Below are 19,156 nucleotides of genomic sequence, written 5' to 3' on the forward strand. Positions count from 1 at the left end.
CGCTACGTAAGCGAGGTTAAAATCGCGTCAATTACGCCTTCGTGTAGGCTATCACACGAGCGCGAACAGCCGTCCTGCCGCCCAGCCCATTAGCACTGAGAGGCCGACGGCTAAGAGGCCATACAGAAGAGCATTATTGTTCGCTTCCTCCTCGACGCGCCGCTCGAAACCTTCCTTGAACACCTGCACTTCGGATGTCGCAGAGGTGATCACCCGGCCATCGGCAATGGCGAAAGTTTCCGCGACATAGCGGCCCGCGATCACATTGGACGGGATCGGCAGGCGCGCGCGATACAGCACACCTTCGGACACCTGCACTCCGGTCTCATATTCGGCAAAGAGCCCCTGCCGCTGCCGGAGATCGACGAGGCCGGCGGTAAAACGCGCTTGCTCGTTAGGATCAATCGATCCGGATGGCGAAAGCTGGAGATAATCGAGGCCCAGCTCAAAAATCAGCGCTGTGCGTTCATCGACGATATCATCGATCGGGCGCGAACTGGCGAGGGCGTAATATGACGGCACGGATCGGAAGTCGCTGCTTTCCGCGTTAACCCAGATGAGGCCAAGCCACCGCTCTTTCTCGCGCAGTCGGATTTGCTCGCTTGGGCCTTTAAGGACCACCACGACATCATATTGCCCTTGCGCCCGGCCACCGCGCGGATCGAGAATGGCTCCGAAAAGCAGCAGGTCCGCACCGGTAAAGCCTTGGCGAAGCACAATCTCATGCTCGGAAATATCGGGCACCAGGATGGGATCACGCGTCTGCGCCATAGCGGGTGAAGCGAGCATCATCGTCAGCAGGAGGGCGAGCAGCGCGCGGATCATAAGGGCACCACTGTATACACTTCGTCGGGTCGGACACCGAGGCCCCACAACATGCGTAGCGCAATCGCGACGACGATGGAGGCGAGGATGAGGCGCAGAAATTCGGGCTTCACCAATTGCGCAATCTTTGTGCCGAATTGTGCCCCGATCACAGAGCCGAGCAGGAGCAACCCTGCCAATACGATATCGACTGCGCGTGTGGTGAACGCGTGCACCATGGTCACCAGCATGGTGATAAAAAGGATGTTGAACAGGCTGGTGCCGACCACGACTTTTGCACTCATGCCAAGGATATAAAGCATCGCCGGGACCATGATGAAGCCGCCGCCCACACCCATCAGCATAGTAAGCGTGCCGACGACAATCCCCAGCAACAGCGGCGCAATCGGCGAAATATACAGGCCAGATCGATAGAAGCGCCAACGATAGGGCATGGCTGCGATCAAGGGGTGATGGCGACGCTTGGCCGCGCGCGGTTTGCCGCTGCCCACGCTGACATAACCCAGCGATTGCAGCGCTTCGCGAAGCATGAGCGCCCCGATCGTGCCGAGCAGCAGGACGTAAAGAATATTGATGACGGTATCTATCTGCCCGATCGCGCGCAGGAGATTGAACAATCCGGCACCGAGCAATGCTCCCAGCATGCCACCCGCAACGATCACCCCGCCAAGGTGATAATCGACACCTTTGTTCCGACCATGGGCGATAACGCCCGAAACGCTTGCCCCTGTCACCTGTGTGGCGGCCGAAGCGGCTGCAACGGTCGGCTGGATGCCGAAAAAGATCAGCAATGGCGTGGTCAGGAAGCCTCCACCTACGCCGAAAAGGCCTGAAAGAATGCCCGTCAGTGCGCCCAACAGGACGATCCACAGCCCGTTGACCGACAGATTGGCAATAGGGAGGTAGACGTCCATCCTTTGCGACTAACCCAAGGCGGCGAAGGTTTGAAGACGAATGCGTGCTGGCAGCTAAAAACCGGCCGACAGTGTGAGCGCAGGGCCACTAGATGGCTCAGCTTCGCCCGCCACTCTCAGTCGGTAATCGGCAGACACCCGGCCACGTGCGTCGCCAAGACGGAAGCTGACAGAAGCGCTCGGCCCGATATCCAATCGCCCGGAGCCTTCCTGCACCCCGCCCCAAGCGCCGGCACCTGCTTCAAGCCGGAAATCTTCCGTGCCAACCACGCGGCGGGTAATGCGCGCTTGCCCATCGACAAAGCCAGTGGCGAAGTCACCTGTCACATAGCCGCCTTGGATGTAGGCCTCTCCGGTCAGTCCGGCAGGCAGATTCACAGGCGGGAACTCGCTCACAGCATAGGCTGCGCCGCGCAATTCGGTGCCGCGATCGGTCTCGCTCACCCGCGCTTCTGCCGCCAGCCGAACGGGGATGGCAGGGATAGGCCTCGCCGATGCGCCGAAAGCAGCTTCACGCTCGCGCTGCCCCTCAAGCGCGTGGACACCGCGCAGGTGCAGCTGCGGATTGTGTCCGCTCGACGGGGCGAGATGATATCGAATTACTGCACCTGCTTGGCCGCGCCCATAGCTCGGTCGACCGGAGAGGATTGGTGTCGTCGTATCGTCCCGCCACAGCGCCCAAGCATCGAGCGACCAGCGCCGCAAATCGCCGCCGCCGCGCATGGTCGCGCTTGCCGTCGAATCGGTCGCCGACTGAGCACCGCGAAGTGTGAGCGAGCTGTCGGCAAAAAGGCTTGACGCAGCGACTGGCGCGGCTGCGCTGTTACGATAGCCGGCCTGCAACAGGAGAATGTGACCAACCAAGCGGCCTGCACCGGCAAAGCCGCGCATCGCTCCTGTCGAATGGCCGACCGATTGAAGCGCGCGCGGCTGGGGTTGGTGCGGCGGAGGGATACGCTCCGGCACGGGCTGCGGCACCCAGCGCGGCTGAGGCGGCATAATGCGTCCTGGCAATTGCTCGGGCGCGTCATCATCGCGTTCAGAACTATCTGGCTCGTCAGGCATTGGCGCCACAATGCCGAGCGATGGTGCATCCGCAATCACGTTGAGCGACGCGGGATCGAATGGCGGAGCCCAGGTGATCACACGCACACTCGCCCAAGCGGCGAGCAAGCCGACAAACGCGAATATCGCCTTGCCGCGCGGGCGGTATGCAGGGGCGGCGTTAGAGCTCATGAAGCCTGCTCCGCCAGCTCGTCACTGCCGCTCGCCTGCGCCGGATGATAGGTGTGGTCTGTCACTTCCCATTGCGGGGATTGGCCGCGCAAGGTGCGCGAATAGGCCATCAGCGCACGTCGGCCCGCCATGATCGCGATAATGTTGGAAACAGGGATGCGCAGAACCGCGCGAAACCCTTCGGCGAAGCCATATTCGCGCGTTGTGAAGGAAAATCGCATCACAATTCGCCACGCGAAAGCCAACATATTGGCGAGCAGCAAGCCATAGAGCAGCGGTGACAGCTCCCACGCGTTTCCAAATCCTGCAAGGTCGAGCAAAGCAAGTCCGCCGCTCAGGAGCAGCAGCGAATAGCCTGCAAACAATACGAGCGCCGAGAATGGCCCACGCCGATCGCGCAGTCTCATCCAATTCTCGGCAAGCGAATTTTCCCAGCCGAGCCTGTCCCAACCCTGGAACGCAATGCCATGGATCCAGCGCGATTTCTGCCGCACCGCCCGTGCGATGGAGGAAGGGAAATAGCTGCGCGTTGCAATCAGCTGGCCGTCTTCCCCGCGCACCCGCATGAAGCGGGAGCGACCGCCGAATTCCGCGACGCGCAGGCCCATTTCATAATCTTCGGTCAGCGATTGATCGGAGAATGGCGATTTGTCGTCATTATCCCGCGCCATCAGATCGAGGATGTTCCGCGAAAAAGCGCAGCCGACGCCAGCTGCGGGGAGGCCCGTGCCAAGCGCATCGCGCACGGCCATTGCCTTGCCATGCGCCTCGGCAAATTCCTCGCAATAATGGCTGCCGATCCAGCGAGAGGATGGCTGCGGTATCGGCAGGACAGGCAATTGCACGAAATCGGCATTGTCCAGCGTCCGGTCGATCAGCGCCAGCGCGGCGGGATCCACCAGATCTTCCGCATCATGCAACAGCACGCTTCTGATCGGCTGGTTGCGGCGCTCCTCGTCCTGCAGCATCGCGCGGTACAGGCGATTGAGGCAATCTGCCTTGGTCGATGGGCCATCCTTGTCATGCACCACCAACCGCACGCGGCTATCGCGCGACGCGGCCTTGATCGCGGCCTGAAGCGTGGCGGGATCATTGCGGTAGCAGCCGACGTAAAACACCAGGTCACGCTGCTTCCAGGCATGGAGAGTGTGGCCGAGCATATGTCCGATCACGCGCGCTTCATCCCAGGCCGGAATGAAAACGGCGATCCGGCCGCTCAATTCGCGATGCCGCAAATCGGCGCGCGACACACTGTGGGTGCGGATCTTGCCGCGCAGGCGAAGCCAGGCCCAGGCGAAATCCATGGCGATCTCGTCCAGCGCACCCAGCAGGAAAAAGACCCCTGCAAACAACAGCAATTCATATTCGGCCAGCGCCAGCCATTCCAGCACAGACCATTCCCCCAGGTCCATTCTTGCCCCCTGGAAACCCTGTCTTGGCAGGGTCTACAATCAACAATTGGAATTGCAAACGCTTAGCGCGCCGGGGCGGAGCTTTTTGTGGCGTACGCCCTTTGGATACTTGCATTCTCCGCCCAATTCCGAAATGGGGCATGTCCATGCCGACGATCATTTCCAAAGCCGTTCGAAATTTTTCCGCGCTGTTCAAGGCCGACGCGTTTGCAGGGATCCTGCTTATCATCGTGGCGATCGTCGCGATGGTCGTTGCGAATTCCGGCGTGTCCGATGCCTATTTCGAGCTGTTCAACGGCTATCTTTGGTCGAAAGATGTATTCTACCTCAACACCATTCACCTTTGGGTGAATGATGGCCTGATGGTGATCTTCTTCTTCGTGGTCGGCCTTGAAGTGAAGCGCGAAATCATTGCGGGCAACCTTTCCGATCCCAAGGCGCGCAACTTGCCCATCCTTGCAGCCATTGCGGGCATGGCAGCACCTGCCGCCATGTATTTTGCCATCGCCGGCGGTGACGCGGAGCTTGCGAATGGTTGGGCCATTCCTGCCGCAACCGACATCGCATTTGCAATGGGCGTCGTCGGCCTCCTGGGCACGCGAGTCCCCTCGGCTCTTCGCCTCTTCCTGCTGACTGTCGCCATCGTCGACGATATCGGCGCGGTGACTATCATCGCCATTTTCTACACCGCCAACCTGAAAGTCGCATACTTGCTCGGCGCGCTTGTCGTGCTCGCGGTCATGTTCTTCCTCAACCGCCGCGGCGTCAGCTCGAAGTTACCGTTCATCGCGCTGACGCTGCTGCTTTGGTATCTGGTACTGTATTCAGGTGTCCACGCCACGATTGCCGGCGTGCTCGCTGCGCTGATGATCCCCTTCCAGTGCAAGGACGGGTCTACAATGCTGGAGGATATGGAGCACGCGCTGGTGCCGTGGAACGCCTATCTCGTGGTGCCCATCTTCGGGTTTGCGAACGCCGGTGTGAACATGGCCGGACTGGGCATGGAAGCCCTGATAGAACCGCTGCCGCTCGCCATCGCTGCTGGTCTTGTCATCGGCAAGCAAGTGGGAATTTTCTCCACCGTCTGGGCGGCAGTCAAAATCGGCATCGTCGAGAAGCCGCCGGGCTGTAACTGGACGGAAGTCTGGGGTGTTTCAATCCTGTGCGGTATCGGCTTCACCATGAGCCTGTTTATCGGCGAATTGGCCTTCCCGGGCTCTGGCGAAGCTGCACGTTTGCTACGCGATGAAGCCAAGATCGGCGTCCTCACCGGCTCGCTTATTTCCGCCATCATGGGCTATACGGTATTGCGCCTGACCACATCCCATCCCGAGCAGAAGGACGATCCCAACAGCCCGGTAGTATGACCGGAGGCTAAAGGGCCAACGAAAAAGGCAGGCGGAGCAAATGCTCGGCCTGCCTTTTTGATTCGCATCGCTTGCGTAGCTGGTGTGCGTCTTAGTCTTTCTTATTGACCGGCGCGTCTTCGCCCAGATCTTCATACCATGCTTCAACCGGTCCATTCAGCTTGATCGTCAAAGGGCGGCCCTTGCGATCGACCGTCTTGCCCGCCTGCACGCGTACCCAGCTTTCGGGGATCGAGTATTCCTCAATGTCGGTGCGCACGCGCCCCTTGAAGCGGATGGCTACGCCGCGCTGCAGCTTTTCGGCATCGAAGTGCTTGCTGCGCGGATCGATCGAGAGGTGATCGGGCGGAAGGTCGGTTTGCTGTTCGTCACTCATGGCGCTCGCCCCTAACCCGATTGGCGCAAAAAGCAATCCAATTGCCGATCAGGCGCAAACCCGTCTTGCCCTTTTCCGCAGGGCCTTCTAAGGGCGGCGCTTCGTGCGCAGGCCTTTGCCTGCACGGTTCGCTTGGCCGCGGGCGTGGCGGAACTGGTAGACGCGCTGGTTTTAGGTACCAGTATCGCAAGATGTGGGGGTTCGAGTCCCTTCGCCCGCACCAGTCTCGCCGTGCCGTAAATGGCACGGCGTGAACCGGATAAAGAGAGTTTGAGTAAAGGCTGACAATGCAGATCGTCGAAACCACCAATGAAGGCCTCAAGCGCGCCTACACCATCACCATCACTGCCAAGGATATCGATGACAAGATCGATGCCGAGGTAAAGAAGGTTGCTCCGCAGGTGCGCATGCCCGGCTTCCGTCCGGGTAAAGTGCCCGCCAACCTCGTGCGCAAGATGCACGGCGAAGCGCTGCATGCCGATGTGCTGAACACCACGGTGCGCGAATCGGTCGATGGCCTGATCAAGGACAAGAAGCTGCGCCCGGCTCTGCAGCCCAAGGTCGAGATGACCGAAGGCTATGAGCAGGGCAAGGATGCCGAAGTCAAAGTCGAAGTCGAAGTGCTGCCCGAAATCGAGGCGCCTTCGATCGAAGGTCTGAAGCTGGAAAAGCTGAATGTCCCGGTAAGCGACGAGCAGCTCGACGAAGCCCTGGGCAAGATTGCTGAAGGCCAGAAGAGCTACAAGGACGCTGCGAAGACCAAGAAGGCTGCTGAAGGCGACCAGCTGATCATCGATTTCGTCGGCCGCGTGGACGGCGAAGAATTCGAAGGTGGCAAGGCCGAAGGCGCGCCGCTGGTGATCGGTTCGGGCCAGTTTATTCCAGGTTTCGAAGAGCAGCTGACAGGCGCCAAGAAGGGTGATGAGAAAACCATCACCGTGACTTTCCCGGAAGATTATCCGGCAGAGCACCTCGCCGGCAAGGAAGCCGAATTCGACATCACTGTTCAGCAGGTAAAGACCGAAGCTGAAACGAAGGTCGACGATGATTTCGCCAAGCAGCTTGGCCTAGATGGCATCGATAAGCTTAAGGAACTGGTGAAAGGCCAGATCGAGCAGGAAAGCGCCGGTCTCACCCGCACCCAGATGAAGCGCCAGCTGCTCGATACGCTCGCAGCCGATCACGATTTCGATGTTCCGCCGACCATGGTGGAAGCCGAGTTCGACCAGATCTGGAATCAGCTGACCCAGGAAGCTGCCAAGGAAGACGATACCGAAGCGGCGATGAAGGAATTGGAAGCCGAAAAGGACGATTACAAGCGCATTGCAGAGCGCCGCGTGCGTCTCGGCCTGCTGCTTTCCGAAATCGGCCAGGCCAATGGCGTGGAAATCAGCCAGCAGGAAATGCAGATGCTGATCCAGCAGGCTGCCCAGCAGTATCGCCCGGAAGATCGTGAGCGTTTCATGGAATATGTCCGCAACGAGCCGATGGCCCAGGCCCAGCTGCGCGCTCCGCTGTATGAAGACAAGGTCGTCGACTTCCTGTTCGACAAGGCTGAAGTCACCGAGCGCGAAGTGACGCGCGAGGAGCTGGAAGCTGCGATCGAAGCCGAAGAAGCAGCGCCTGCTCCGGCCAAGAAGAAGGCACCCGCCAAGAAGAAGGCATCGGCGAAAAAGGCTCCGGCCAAGAAGGAAACTGCAAAGAAAGCAGCTCCGAAGAAAGCCGCAGCCAAGAAGGCCGATGACAAAAAGCCCGCTGCGAAGAAGGCTCCGGCCAAGAAAGCGGCTGCGAAGAAGGACGACGCCAAGCCTGCTGCAAAGAAGGCTCCGGCGAAAAAGCCTGCTGCCAAAAAGGCACCGGCCAAGAAGAAGTAATCGCTCTCAGCACGACGTAAAAAGCCCTCTCCGGCCTCACGCTGGAGAGGGCTTTTTCTTTGCCGTGCATTGGCTGCTTAGAAGCTGCCCGTCAGTGTAAGCGTAATGCGCTGTCCCAGATCTCGGCGGCGCTCTTCTGTGAAGAGGATCGGGGCTGTATTGCGCGGTCCGTCGAACACCGTCCGGCGCAGGAAATCTTCATTGTCGAGCAAGTCTGCCAGCCGCACATTGGCGGTCATCCCGAACAGGTCCTTATACTCGACGAAAATTGCGGCCTGTCGAAGTGGCCCGAATTCAAGGATTTCCTGCGTCACACGAAAGCTTGGTGCGGGGTCCACCTCTTCGAAAGAGCCGCCATAGGCCCAGTCTGTCCCCGGGATGTCGTGGCGAAAATCGACCCGCATTTCGAAGGGACGAAAACGGTCGAACCGCCGGGCGGTATTGGTGACGGGATCAATCAGTTCCGACTCTTCCCATTGCACATCGACGTCCAGCTGTCCGCCTTCCAGTCCGATCGGCGCTAGCTGTAATGTGCCGACAAACCGAAAGCCCCGCCTGCTTGCGCTTTCCAGATTTCCGCGTGCTTCACCGCCGCCCGCAACAGGCACGATGATCAGCAGGTCCTCGATTTCCTGATCGAACAGGGTTAGCGTCGCGGAGCCCCATTCGCCGAAATTCTTGGCAATCTCCAGCTCGATTTCCCAACTCTGCTGCGGACGCAGTTCGGCATTCCCAGCGTTCTCCTGCTCTTCCGACAGATCGACGCTGGCGAGGAAATCCCCGAAATCAAGCTGGCCCACGCGGCGCGCGATCTCAAGATTGAGGTCGAGCCCATCGGTCGGCGTCCATGCCAGTGCCAGCGATCCCTTTGGCCGCTGGAAAGAACGGGTGCGCGAATTGTCGCCCGTTTGTGAAAGCTGGGAATATTCACCGCCCCCGATCAGCTGGACGGTGAGGTTGTCGGTGATCGGGAAACCGATGCTCAGCAAGGCTTCGTAGCGATCTTCCCGCACGCCGCCCACGCCCCCGTCGAAATCGACTTCGACGTATTCCGCGCTGACTGGGTCGAAGGCGAAGAGCTCGCCGACCTGGTCGAGCCGATTGAACGCGGCTTCGCCCGACAGCTGCCAATCGGCACCGAGCAAGCTCCAACTATATTCGGCCCGTCCGATCCGCTCGCCCTCTTCTGCCACGCGGACGAATTGCGAGCCGCTGAGCGGCAGCCCAGCCGTGTCGAGCAGCGAGCTCGACGTGCGATCACGGTAATCAAAGCTTTCAAGCGCGATGAGCTTCATCTCGCCGCCGAAAAGCGGGAAAGTGATGTCACCGCCCAGCTCGTAATACCATTCGTCGCTGTCGGTGTTGAATGTCTCCAGGAAAGGCTCGAGCGTGGTGTTGGCGACCCGCTCTTCCGCCTCATCCGCATCGAAGATCTCGATGCCACCGCTGAGGTTCAGATTGACCGCCACATCTGGCGCGACATCGAAAGACAGGAAGGCGTTGAGATTGGGTCGGTTGAACAGATTGGTCGATGTGTTGAGCCGCTCGTCTATCGTTCCATCGGCGAGTGTGATGAAGGACGGGCCAATCCGCCCACGCGCGAAATCGCGGTTTTCCAATGCGATTGTATAATCCACGCCGCCAAGTTGGCCGGTCAGCGACACTTCGCCTTCGAACCATTGCGCAGGAGCATTGCCGAAATTCCATTCAGGCCGCCAGCGAAACTGTCCGGCCGCCCCGCCCTGCCGTACGATGATATTGGCGACGCGCCCCGATAGACCGGGAATATCCAGCGTCGCGCCATCGACAATTTCGATGCGCACCACCTGATCGACAGAAATACGCGCGAGCTGATCTGAGGTGCTGGTGGATTTGCTGGAAATCCGCTCGCCATTGATCAGCAGATTTTCCGAAGCCTGGCCAAAGCCGCGACCTCCACCGCCTCCACCGCGATCAACATTGAAGCCAGGCAACTGCTCGATGATATCGAGGGCATTGCGCGGAGCAAAACGGGCGAAGTCCTCGGGCGCGTAAGTCTCACGAACTTCGCCAGCGGAGCCGCTCTGGATCTCTTCAGCAGCCTCACCACCGTCCTGCGCAAACGCAGGTGCCGACTGACAGACGAGTGCCGTGGCAAGCGCCAGCAATCCGCAGTGCGCAAAACGTGAAGTCACGAAAATCCTGTTCCCAGATCGTTATCAGGCGCGCGAATGGTTGCGCGGGCGCGCCATGGCTTGGTCAGTCAGTGTTTGGCAAGGGGCTTGGTTCCCAGCGCTCCATATCCGGAACGGCCAATTCCGCTGTGCGCGAACGCTCATAGGCGGCCCCAGCCTGAAGGATCGCATGGTCATCCCACGCCGCGCCCATGAAGGATATGCCGACGGGCAGGCCTTCGATATGACCCATCGGGACGGTCAGATGCGGATATCCGGCAATCGCGGCCAGCGAGCCCGCGCCGACGCTGCCGCGATAGTTGTCGCCATTTACAAGGTCTGTCACCCACGCCGGTCCGCGTGTGGGGGCAACGACAAAGGCGACATCGTTTTCCGCCAGCATCCGGTCGAGACCTTCCGGTCCGGCAAGGCGAAGCGCGGTGGCGCGCGCTTCTTCATATTCGGCGCGGTCGGTGGTGCCGAGCGCCATGTGGAACAGGTCCTGATCGAACCAGCGCATTTCAGCATCGGCATTGGCTTCGTTGAAAGTGATCAGCTCTTCCAGGCTGCGCACCGGAATATCGGCGGGCGAGGATTGCAGATAGGCATCGATCCCTTCGCGGAACTCATAAAGCAGCACGGTAAAACTCGCCCCGCCCATTGCGTTGTTCGCATCATAATCGATATCGACCAGCACAGCGCCCTGCGCCTCCAAATCGGCAAGCGCCTGCTCGTAAATCGCCTCCAGCGGTGCAAAGCCGCCCGAGCGATTTCGGATGACGCCGATGCGCACGCCATCGAGCGAAGCGGTCTCCAGCCCGGCAGTGAAATCGAACAGCAGGTCGCCCTCGCCGATTTCCCCATAGTCCGGCCCGGCGATGGCGCTGAGCAGCAATGCCGCGTCATAAACGCTGCGCGTCATCGGCCCGGCGGTGTCCTGCGTGTGGCTGATCGGCACGATATGCGCCTGGCTGACCAGGCCGACGGTGGGCTTAAGTCCCACCACGCCATTCATGCTGGCAGGACAGGTGATCGAGCCGTTGGTCTCCGTCCCGATGGCTCCCCAACTGAGACCTGCCGCAACCGCCGCGCCGCTGCCCGAGGACGAGCCGCAAGAATTGCGATCAATCGCATGCGGATTGCGCGTAATACCGCCCACCGCGCTCCAGCCGCTGCTTGAGCCGGTCGAACGGAAATTCGCCCATTCGGACAGATTCGTCTTGCCGAGCACCACACCGCCATTCTGGCGCAGGCGCTCGATCAGCGGCGCATCGCGACCGGTATCATTCTCCGCGAGCGCTTGCGAGCCAGCCGTCGTGGGAAATTCGCGCGTCTCGATATTGTCTTTCACCAGCACAGTGCGACCGTCGAGGGCAGTGCCGCGCACCGCAATTGCGACTTGTCGCGCAGCTTCAGGCGGCAGGTGAGCGATGACCGCATTCAGCTCCGGGCCGGCATTATCAAGCTGCTCGATACGACGAGATTGGGCCGCGGCGGCATTTCCCATTTCGTCAGAAGCTTCGCGCACAACGACGAAGCCGCCTCCCCTATCTGCTTGCTGCGCATCGGCGATGGAGGGAAGCGAAAGCGAACTCGCAGCGATCAAAAGGGATATGGCAATTTTCATGACGCTCCTTCTGAGCGCCACTGTCAGTTATGACAATACCTCTAAAACTCCCCGCTGAGGCGGAAGTTGAAGATCGGCTGCACGCTCAAATCCTGCGTTTCGCGGAACAGCAGGGGGGAGCGATCACGATAGCCGTCGAAAACGAGGCGGTCCTGCACTGCGCGGCCATCGGTCAGGTTGAACACCGTCAGATTGGCTGTCATGCCGAACACATCTTTATGCTCGATAAAGGCGAAGGTGTAAGTCGGCCCTTCGTAATTCAGCGACACTTCGCCCAGCCGATAGTTCGGCAGCGCATTGTTGTATTCGAAGCCCATGCCCCACGCGAAGTTTGATCCGGGAATATCGTGACGCAGCGTCGCTTCGATCTCGTGATTGCGATTGCCGCTCCAGCGGCGCTCTTCGCCCGTCAGCGGATCGACCAGGCTGGTGCGGTCAAAATCCAAGGTCAGGTCAAGCTGCGCGCCGTTGAAACCGATCGGTTCGAGCTGGAAAGTGCTGTTCCAGCGAATGCCCCATACACTGGCGCTATCGATATTGCCGCGCGTTTCCAGACCGCCTTCGACCGGGATCAATTCGATGAAATCCTCGATCTCGCGGATATAAAATTCGATTTCGGTACTGCCCCATTCGCCCAGGCTCTTCGCAGCCTGCAATTCCAGCTCCCAGCTCTGCTGCGGGACAAGTTCGACATTCCCGGCATTCTGCTGGTCCTGATTGAGCGAGACGCTGGCAAGGAAATCGCCGAAGCTCAGTTGCCCGACACGCCGCGCGAGTTCGAGCGAAATGTCGAAGCCTTCTTCGACCTGCCACGCCAGATTGACCGAGCCTTTCGGACGGAAAAAACTGCGGGTGAGACCCGTCTCGCCGGTCTGCGAAATAGTCGAATATTCGCCGCCTCCGCCGATTTGTAGGGAAAGATTATCGGCCAGCGATCGGCTTTGCGTCAGGATGCTTTCATAGCGATCTTCGGTGACGCCGCCGCTGCCATTGGGAAAAGCGATCTCGATAAGTTCGCCGCTGGGCTCAAGGCCGAAAAGCTGCCTTGTGCTGTCGAGCCGATTGAAAGCGGCTTCCACATCCCATTGCCAATCGCCGCCGAGCATGGACCAGCTATATTCCGCGCGACCGATCCGCTCTCCGCTATCGCTGACAGACGCGAAACGGCTGCCCGTGTCCGGACTGTCGTCGATGAAAACGAGCACGCTGTCAGACGTATTGCGGCTTTCCGAGAATTGCTCGAGCGCGATCAGTTTGAGCCGCCCGCCCATCAAGTCAAATTCGACATCGGCGCCGAGCTGGTAATTGTACCCGCGGCTGACATTGATGAAGTTGCGCGTGCGATCCACGCCAATTGTCAGGTCGCGAAACTGGTCGTCGCGAAAACTGCTATAGACGCGGCCATAGGCGGCATTCGCATTGACGACCGTGTCGCCCCCAGCGCGCCAGGTGATGTTTCCCGAAAGGCGCGGAAAATCCCCGACGAATTGCTGGCGCACGTCGCGTGTCTCGAGCACATTTCCGTCGGGATCGAAAATGAAGGACTCGCCTCCGCCAGCACCACCGCGGCCGACCCCATTGCCGAGCGCCACCGTCCAGTCGAGTGTATCTCCCGATCCGCTAAGCGATACCTCGCCCCCGATAAAGCTCGGCTCGGCATAGCGGGGCCGCGCGCTGGCGCGATAGGTGAAGCGGCCGGAAATATCGCTTGGCCGGGTGATGACATTGGCCACCTGCCCGGACAAGCCGGCAATGCCGAGGCTCGCCCCTTCGACAATTTCGATGCGGACCACCCGGTCAGTCGCGATGCGTTGCAGCTGCGTGAAAACGCCATCGGACTTGTTCGTGATCCGCTCGCCATTAATGAGCACATTTGCGCTTGCCTGCCCGAAGCCGCGCTGCCCGTCTTCTCCGCGCAGGGTAAAGCCGGGAACCTGGCTCAGCATATCGAGCGCATTGCGCGGTGCGAAGCGCTCGAAATCGGCGGGGGTGTAAACGCGCGCTCCGTCAGCGGCTTCGATGGGGTCGGGTGCTGGCTCCAGCACCACATCCCCGCTGCCCGCCTGCGCCATGGCAGGTTGCGCCACCGCCAGAATCGCGAGCACAGCTGCCCCTGACAAAAGCTGCTTCAACACCATTCCCCTCATCAACCACACTTGTAATCGGAAGCCTCTTAGAAGCACAGCGCTGACGATCTGGCGTGTTCATCGACCAGCGACATTTTCCGCCCGACCGGCGCATTTCCTTACGATGAGGCGTTGTTCGCTAACGGTAATTTAACCCTGTTCGCCTTAATCGCAGACGCTGACTTTCGCGCAATGAGCGCAGAAACAGTAATTCTTGGAGAATTGGCGTGAGTGAAGTGCAGCAAGTGGCCGGCGGCAAGCCAAATGGCTTCAGTGCGTGGCTGCAACGCGGATCGCTGGTGCGACAGGTGGGCAATGTCTTCAACCTGTTCGCTGTGCTCGCAGTTCTCCTGTCAGCCTTCACCCTGATTTCTATCTATCGCCTCGATCAGCGCGCAGATACGCTATCGGCGATAACGCGCGTCGCATTCGTTTCCGGCGAGCTCTCGCGGGAAATCACGCAAGCAAAAGACGATATGGGAGCTTATCGTGCGCGCGGCTACGAGGGCGAACTCATCAGTGAGGCTATCGAACACGGTGAGACTGCGATCGATCTGCATAGCGAATTGCATGATGCCGCTGAGGCTGTCGATCCAGAGATTGCTGCACGGGTAGAGGCCCTGCGTAGCGGTGTTGCCAATATCCCGGTCATCATGACAGAGGTGGCCAACACGCCGCAAGAAACTGTGGCGCAGGAGACCTATCTTGGTCCGCGCTACGACGCGATGGATCAAGTACTCGCCGAGCTGAACCAAATTAATGACGATGCCGCCATTCGTGCCGAAGAATTTTCCGCTGAAGGGCACACCGTTATTGAGACCTTGATGTACGCTTTGGGATTTGCTGCCATCTTCGCTATCGCATTGGTCATATTCGGAAAGCGCCTTGTCGCTCGCCAGATTGTCAATCCTATCGTGGACATGAGCGACACCAGTCAGCAGATTGCCTCCGGAGACACTGAAGTCACCATCCCGGGCCAAAACCGCACCGATGAAATCGGCTCGCTGGCAAAGGCGCTGGGCGTTCTGCGCGCAGTGCAACAGGAAGCCGAGCTGACAGCGGCGCGCGAGCTGGAAGAACAGCGCAGCGATGAAGAACAGCGCGAGCAGGACCGTGAAGAGCGCATCGCCTTCGTCCAATCGCTGGCCGACAAGTTCGAAAAGACCATTGCCGATGTGGCGAGCGAAGTCGCCGCTGCCTCTGCGCAATTGCACAATGCGGCAGACGAGCTGGCAAAGAATGTCGAGAATTCGTCCGACCGCGTGGTGACTGCGGACACCAATCTGCAGGAGGTATCGTCCGGCATGACAGGCGCTGCCGCTGCGACGGACGAATTCGTGCTCTCCATCACCGAAGTCAGCAAGCAGGCCGCCACCAGCTCGGACCGCGCCCAGCGTGCCGCAAGCGCCGCGACCGACGCCGACTCCACGATTGGCGATATGACCGATTCCGCCGGCAAGATCAGCCAGATCGTGGAAGTGATCGCCGGTATTGCCCAACGCACCAACCTGTTGGCTCTCAACGCCTCGATCGAAGCCGCGCGTGGTTCCGATGCGGGCCGGGGCTTCGCCGTTGTCGCTGCCGAAGTGAAGGAACTGGCTGCGCAGACCTCGCGCGCCACCGCCGAAGCCGAGGCGCTGATCCAGCTTGTGCAGGACTCGACTGGCAAGAGCGCGTCGGCCCTCACCACCATCGCGAACGAAGTGATGCAGCTACAATCGGCCTCCACCATGATTGCCTCTGCCGTGGATCAGCAGGCTGTTGCCGGACAGGATCTGGCTCGGAGTATCGATATGGCGGCGCGCAATACCGAAATCGTCAGCAGTTCCTTCCGCGAAGTGAGCGAGCTGGCGGTATCGACCGGCGGCACAGCTTCGCAATTGCGCGACAGTTCTGGCCATCTTATCAAGCAGTCGGAACGCCTGCGCCAGCAGGTTGCGGAATTCCTGCAGCATGTCCGCGCGGCCTGATTTGTGGCTTTTTGAAGGCTTTATCGACAGACCAGGGTTAACCCCCTTGCACATTGGCAAACCGCAACCGAAATAGGCGGTCAATCAAAGTGACAAGGAATAGTGATGCTCGACCTGTTCAATGACAATAAAGACCAATTCACCACCGATCCGCTGACCGGCGCGCTTGTGCCCGTTGTCGTGGAATCGACCAGCCGGGGCGAGCGTAGCTTCGATATTTTCAGCCGCCTGCTGCGCGAACGCATTGTCTTTGTCACTGGCCAGGTCGAGGACAATATGGCCTCGCTGATCGTGGCGCAGCTGCTATTCCTCGAGTCCGAGAACTCCAACGATATCTCCATGTACATCAACTCGCCCGGCGGCGTGGTGACGGCCGGCATGGCGATCCACGACACCATGGCTTACATCAAGCCGAAGGTTCGCACCGTGTGCATCGGTCAGGCGGCGTCAATGGGATCCTTCCTGCTCGCGGCAGGTGAGCCCGGCATGCGCGTGGCGCTCCCCAATGCCCGCATCATGATCCACCAGCCGTCGGGCGGTGCACGCGGCATGGCGTCGGACATCGAAATTCAGGCGAAGGAAATCCTGCGCATCAAAGCGCGGATGAACGACCTTTATGTCCAGTACACTGGCCAGAGCCTTGAAGACATCGAAAAGGCAATGGACCGCGACACGTTCCTTGAAGCTGACGAAGCAAAGAAATTCGGCCTCGTCGACGCTGTTTTCGCTCACCGTCCGAAGGATGATGAAGCGGGCGATGTGCAGGGCACAGGCGGCGCGCCGACCAAGGATAGCGAGTAATTCGCAGCCTCCCGGTAACCGGGGAAACCACATTGTAGCATTTTGGCAACCCTGCCTCTTCAGTCTGGAGCAAGGCGGGGATGTTAAGTGTTGCAATGATTGATATTGAATCTCGGTGCCCTAGGATGGGCAGTCGAGTCCCGCCACGCGTCGATTCCCGGCCGGGGCGGACAGGATTGAAGGATTATGACCAAGTTGAGCGGATCCGATAGCAAGAGCACCCTTTACTGCAGCTTCTGCGGCAAGTCGCAGCATGAAGTGCGCAAGCTCATTGCCGGGCCCACCGTATTCATCTGCGATGAATGCGTGGAGCTGTGCAACGACATCATTCGTGAAGAAGCGAAAAGCGGCCTCGGCGGCAAGAAGGATGGCGAAATCGCCACTCCGCATGAAATCTGCGCCACGCTGAACGATTATGTGATCGGGCAGGACCGCGCGAAGCGCGTGCTCTCGGTCGCGGTTCACAACCATTACAAACGCCTCGCCCATTCGGGCAAAGGCGGCGATGAAGTCGAACTTGCAAAGTCGAACATCCTGCTCGTCGGCCCGACCGGCAGCGGCAAGACGCTGCTCGCCCAGACGCTGGCGCGGACGTTCGATGTGCCTTTCACCATGGCCGATGCCACCACGCTGACCGAAGCCGGTTATGTGGGTGAGGACGTCGAGAACATCATCCTGAAACTGCTCCAGTCCTCCGACTATAATGTCGAAAAGGCACAGCAAGGCATCGTCTATATCGACGAGATCGACAAGATCACGCGCAAGGCGGAAAACCCCTCCATCACCCGCGACGTGTCGGGCGAAGGCGTGCAGCAGGCGCTGCTTAAGTTGATGGAAGGCACCACCGCCAGCGTTCCGCCGCAGGGCGGTCGCAAGCATCCGCAGCAGGAATTCCTGCAGGTAGACACCACCAATATCCTGTTCGTGGTGGGCGGTGCATTCGCCGGCCTCGACAAGATCATTGGCGACCGGATGCAAAAACGCTCGATCGGTTTTGGCGCAAATGTTGCCGAGCCGGACAAGCGCAAGATCGGCGAGCTTCTAGAAAAGTGTGAGCCGGAAGACCTGCTGAAATTCGGCCTGATCCCCGAATTCGTCGGCCGCCTGCCGGTGATCGCGACGCTGCACGATCTGGATGAAGACGCGCTTGTCACCATTCTGCAAGAACCGAAGAACGCGCTGGTGAAGCAATATGCCAAGCTCTTCGAACTCGAAGATGTAGAGCTGACTTTCACCGACGACGCACTGCGCGAAATCGCCAAGAAGGCGATTGCCCGCAAAACCGGTGCGCGCGGCCTGCGTTCGATCGTTGAAGCGATCCTGCTCGACACGATGTTCGACCTGCCCTCGATGGATGGCGTGACCGAAGTCGTGGTCGATGGCGATGTCGTACTCGGCAAGAAAGAGCCTGTGCGCGTTGTCGAAGGCAAGAACAGCAAGAAGGAAGAGGCCGCCTGAAGGGCGACTGACTCCAGATGGTTGCCAGCGGCAAAGTCCGGCTAAAGCGCTTCAGCATCGGGATGTCTGCGGGCTGCGGCTCGGCCCTGATTGCTGCACTCACCTTGGGTCCGCTCGTCGCGATGGCGATCGGCTTGATTGCCTTTCTGGCGAGCGTTTTTGTGGCCGATGACGGCGCCGGTACGTTTTTCACACTCGCGCTTCTTGCGGTAATGGCGGTGGTACTCGTGCTCGCAGTGTTCGTCGGCGTCGTTGTGATCAACGCGCCGTAATCTTTCCCGACCGCGTCCCTTTACCGGAAACACAAAACCCCGCCCGGCTTCTGAGCCAGACGGGGTCAGCGCGGCGCCGCGCAGAGGGGGGAACGCGGCACTCAAATCTGGGGTGATCAGCCCGGCAGCAGCACGCGATCGAGCACGTGGATCACGCCGTTCGACGTGCCGATATCGGCATTGGTGACCAGCACCTGGCGATCGGCATTGTCGGTCAGCACGATGTTGCCATTGTTGAGGCGCGCGACCAGCGTATCGCCCGAAAGCGTCTCGATGCGGGCATGGCCATCGCCATCGCGGATCAGGTGGATAAGGTCGTCAGATGTCACGCGGCCGGCGACCACATGGTAAGTCAGCACATTGGTGAGCGCGCCCCTGTTGGCCGGCTGCAGCAGCGTGTCGACAGTGCCCGCGGGCAGCGCGTTGAATGCAGTGTCGGTCGGCGCGAACACGGTGAACGGGCCATCGCCCGACAGTGTGCCGGCAAGGTCAGCAGCCTGAACGGCGGCTACCAGCGTTTCGAAATCGTCATTGGCAGCAGCGGCCTGAACGATATTCGGCTGGCTGTCATGATTGTGATTGTGTGCGGTAACCGGTGCAGCCAGCGCGAGGGTGGAAGCAGCGGCCAGTGCGGCGGCAAAACGTGCGGTATTCTTGAACATAAGTATTCTCCTTGTGTGCAAGTCCCGTCCATTCTTGCTGCACAAGCTACGAAGGCCCGCTGAAGAAAGTCGCAAATTATTTT

The 19,156-nt window shown here is 59.8% G+C and carries 15 protein-coding genes and 1 tRNA gene; 7 read left to right on the top strand and 9 right to left on the bottom strand.

Annotated elements, in window-relative coordinates; all coding sequences use genetic code 11:
• Nucleotides 1-51: 51 nt before the first annotated feature.
• From I5L03_RS12430 to I5L03_RS12445, 4 genes are read right to left on the bottom strand one after another with little or no spacing between them, the layout of a single operon-like run.
• Nucleotides 52-825 (bottom strand): TIGR02186 family protein, encoded by a 774-nt coding sequence (locus I5L03_RS12430; protein WP_234035243.1) that lies wholly within the window; start codon nucleotides 823-825, stop codon nucleotides 52-54.
• A complete protein-coding gene (locus I5L03_RS12435) occupies nucleotides 822-1,739 on the bottom strand; it encodes a sulfite exporter TauE/SafE family protein (RefSeq protein WP_197922266.1) in 918 nt (305 codons plus the stop codon). Before I5L03_RS12435 ends, I5L03_RS12430 begins: the two co-directional genes overlap by 4 nt.
• Nucleotides 1,740-1,793: 54 nt before the next feature.
• On the bottom strand, nucleotides 1,794-2,975 hold the full coding sequence (locus I5L03_RS12440) for a hypothetical protein (protein ID WP_197922268.1): 1,182 nt from the start codon (nucleotides 2,973-2,975) through the stop codon (nucleotides 1,794-1,796).
• Entirely contained in the window at nucleotides 2,972-4,387 is a 1,416-nt protein-coding gene (locus tag I5L03_RS12445; RefSeq protein ID WP_197922271.1) for a glycosyl transferase family protein, read from the bottom strand. Before I5L03_RS12445 ends, I5L03_RS12440 begins: the two co-directional genes overlap by 4 nt.
• Nucleotides 4,388-4,533: 146 nt before the next feature.
• Here I5L03_RS12445 and nhaA point away from each other — a divergent pair, with 146 nt between their 5' ends.
• Complete coding sequence (gene nhaA / locus I5L03_RS12450) at nucleotides 4,534-5,754, top strand: Na+/H+ antiporter NhaA (RefSeq protein WP_325100197.1); 1,221 nt, start codon at nucleotides 4,534-4,536, stop codon at nucleotides 5,752-5,754.
• A 91-nt stretch (nucleotides 5,755-5,845) separates the two neighbouring features.
• Here the strand turns inward: nhaA and I5L03_RS12455 are convergent, their stop codons facing one another.
• A complete protein-coding gene (locus I5L03_RS12455; protein ID WP_197922275.1) occupies nucleotides 5,846-6,130 on the bottom strand; it encodes a DUF3297 family protein in 285 nt (94 codons plus the stop codon).
• Nucleotides 6,131-6,268: 138 nt separating this feature from the next.
• Between I5L03_RS12455 and I5L03_RS12460 the strand changes: the two genes are divergently transcribed.
• Both I5L03_RS12460 and tig read left to right on the top strand, forming a co-directional pair.
• A tRNA-Leu gene (locus I5L03_RS12460) sits at nucleotides 6,269-6,353 on the top strand.
• 64 nt (nucleotides 6,354-6,417) lie between these two features.
• Nucleotides 6,418-8,004 carry a trigger factor gene (gene tig, locus I5L03_RS12465; protein ID WP_197922277.1) on the top strand — a complete coding sequence of 529 codons (1,587 nt, stop codon included), beginning with the start codon at nucleotides 6,418-6,420 and terminating at the stop codon, nucleotides 8,002-8,004.
• 77 nt (nucleotides 8,005-8,081) lie between these two features.
• On the opposite strand, the gene I5L03_RS12470 is transcribed toward tig, so the two are convergent.
• The 3 genes from I5L03_RS12470 to I5L03_RS12480 form a co-directional block, all read right to left on the bottom strand.
• Nucleotides 8,082-10,178, bottom strand: coding sequence for a TonB-dependent receptor plug domain-containing protein (locus tag I5L03_RS12470; protein WP_197922279.1), 2,097 nt, complete (start codon nucleotides 10,176-10,178; stop codon nucleotides 8,082-8,084).
• A gap of 64 nt (nucleotides 10,179-10,242) precedes the next feature.
• Entirely contained in the window at nucleotides 10,243-11,784 is a 1,542-nt protein-coding gene (locus I5L03_RS12475) for an amidase (RefSeq protein WP_197922281.1), read from the bottom strand.
• 41 nt (nucleotides 11,785-11,825) lie between these two features.
• Nucleotides 11,826-13,916 carry a TonB-dependent receptor plug domain-containing protein gene (locus I5L03_RS12480; RefSeq protein WP_197922282.1) on the bottom strand — a complete coding sequence of 697 codons (2,091 nt, stop codon included), beginning with the start codon at nucleotides 13,914-13,916 and terminating at the stop codon, nucleotides 11,826-11,828.
• 221 nt (nucleotides 13,917-14,137) lie between these two features.
• Between I5L03_RS12480 and I5L03_RS13490 the strand changes: the two genes are divergently transcribed.
• The 4 genes from I5L03_RS13490 (at nucleotide 14,138) to I5L03_RS12500 (ending at nucleotide 18,411) form a co-directional block, all read left to right on the top strand.
• Complete coding sequence (locus tag I5L03_RS13490) at nucleotides 14,138-15,880, top strand: methyl-accepting chemotaxis protein (protein ID WP_197922283.1); 1,743 nt, start codon at nucleotides 14,138-14,140, stop codon at nucleotides 15,878-15,880.
• Nucleotides 15,881-15,985: 105 nt separating this feature from the next.
• Nucleotides 15,986-16,681, top strand: coding sequence for an ATP-dependent Clp protease proteolytic subunit (locus tag I5L03_RS12490; RefSeq protein WP_197922284.1), 696 nt, complete (start codon nucleotides 15,986-15,988; stop codon nucleotides 16,679-16,681).
• 186 nt (nucleotides 16,682-16,867) lie between these two features.
• Nucleotides 16,868-18,139, top strand: a complete 1,272-nt coding sequence (gene clpX, locus I5L03_RS12495) for an ATP-dependent Clp protease ATP-binding subunit ClpX (RefSeq protein ID WP_197922285.1) — start codon at nucleotides 16,868-16,870, stop codon at nucleotides 18,137-18,139.
• A 17-nt stretch (nucleotides 18,140-18,156) separates the two neighbouring features.
• A complete protein-coding gene (locus I5L03_RS12500) occupies nucleotides 18,157-18,411 on the top strand; it encodes a hypothetical protein (protein ID WP_197922286.1) in 255 nt (84 codons plus the stop codon).
• 116 nt (nucleotides 18,412-18,527) lie between these two features.
• Here the strand turns inward: I5L03_RS12500 and I5L03_RS12505 are convergent, their stop codons facing one another.
• Entirely contained in the window at nucleotides 18,528-19,073 is a 546-nt protein-coding gene (locus tag I5L03_RS12505) for a fasciclin domain-containing protein (RefSeq protein ID WP_197922287.1), read from the bottom strand.
• Between the last annotated feature and the right edge of the window lie 83 nt (nucleotides 19,074-19,156).

The organism is Aurantiacibacter sediminis, assembly GCF_016019885.1.
GTDB classification, from domain to species: Bacteria; Pseudomonadota; Alphaproteobacteria; order Sphingomonadales; family Sphingomonadaceae; genus Alteraurantiacibacter; species Alteraurantiacibacter sediminis.